Annotated in this window: 1 protein-coding gene; it reads left to right on the top strand. The window is 64.3% G+C overall.

What is annotated here, in order from left to right; translation table 11 throughout:
- Positions 1-113 precede the first annotated feature (113 nt).
- Positions 114-860 (top strand): hypothetical protein, encoded by a 747-nt coding sequence (locus IU459_RS37305; RefSeq protein WP_195134278.1) that lies wholly within the window; start codon positions 114-116, stop codon positions 858-860.
- Positions 861-963: the final 103 nt, after the last annotated feature.

Raw genomic sequence — 963 nt, 5'->3', positions numbered from 1 at the left:
CACGCTACTCGAATTCAGCGAATCGCGTCTCTAGGCAAATTTCAGAGTTTCTCTCGTCCGAGACCCCGCGACCCGCGGAAACCGGCAGTCTTGGGCTCCGAAACCCCGGAATTATGCGGAACGCAGGAGGCGAGCTGTGGCCGAATGGGCACCCCGACGTCCTGCGAAAGATCGCCGCGGCGTGGCGGACCATGGCCAACGCCCTACGTATCGCGGCCGGTCCGTTGCCGAACGCACGACAGTTGATCGAGGCACAGCAAAGCCCGGAAACACCCCAAGCGCTCGAGCAGGCCGACATCGTCAAGGGCCAGTTCGACGCCTTGGCGGGGGTGTGTGATGAACTCGCGAAATCCTGCGACTCGTACGCGAGTTCAGTGGAACAGACCAAGAACACGATCAAACGTGCGCTCATCGAACTCATCGCGATCGTCGCTGTCGACCAAGCGTTCGGGTGGATCGCCGCGCCGTTCACCGGTGGCGGGTCGGCGGCTGCCGCGCAGGGCGGAATGGCGCTCGCGATCGGCATCTACGGTGCCCGCATCGCTGCGGTCATTCGTGCCCTGATCGGTCTCGCGGAGGCGTCCCGCGTCCCGGTCGCGGTGTCGCAGGCCGTTGCCCGCGGCAGCGAGGCGTTGATCCCGCTGATACGAGCGCGCCCAGCTCTGGCCGGCGTCGACGGTGTCGTCGCGCCGGGACCGTTCACGACATTCGCGAACCTCCGCCGCCCGCACCTGACCCAGCAGACCAGAGACACGATCACCGCCAGAACACGAACCTGGGGACGGCCCGGCGAGAAAGAAGACTTCTACGTCGTCGAATCCGAGCCGAACGTCAAGGAGCCTTTTTCATCCTCGGAGTGAGAGCGGTTGGGGTGCTGTGTGATTGGTGCGGTGTGTCGTCGTTGAGTTGGGTGAAGCCCCTGGTAGATCAGCAGTCGACCAAAACGACCGTCCACCAGAGGCT

Source organism: Nocardia amamiensis (assembly GCF_015477605.1).
In the GTDB taxonomy this organism is placed as follows: Bacteria; Actinomycetota; Actinomycetes; order Mycobacteriales; family Mycobacteriaceae; genus Nocardia; species Nocardia amamiensis_A.
Note: the sequence above shows the minus strand (reverse complement) of the source record. Positions and strands in the feature narration are given on the sequence as shown.

Bases quoted from the DNA above. Each gene is read 5' to 3' on its own strand.
- IU459_RS37305 (WP_195134278.1), top strand. From the start codon at position 114: ATGCGGAACGCAGGAGGCGAGCTGTGGCCGAATGGGCACCCCGACGTC.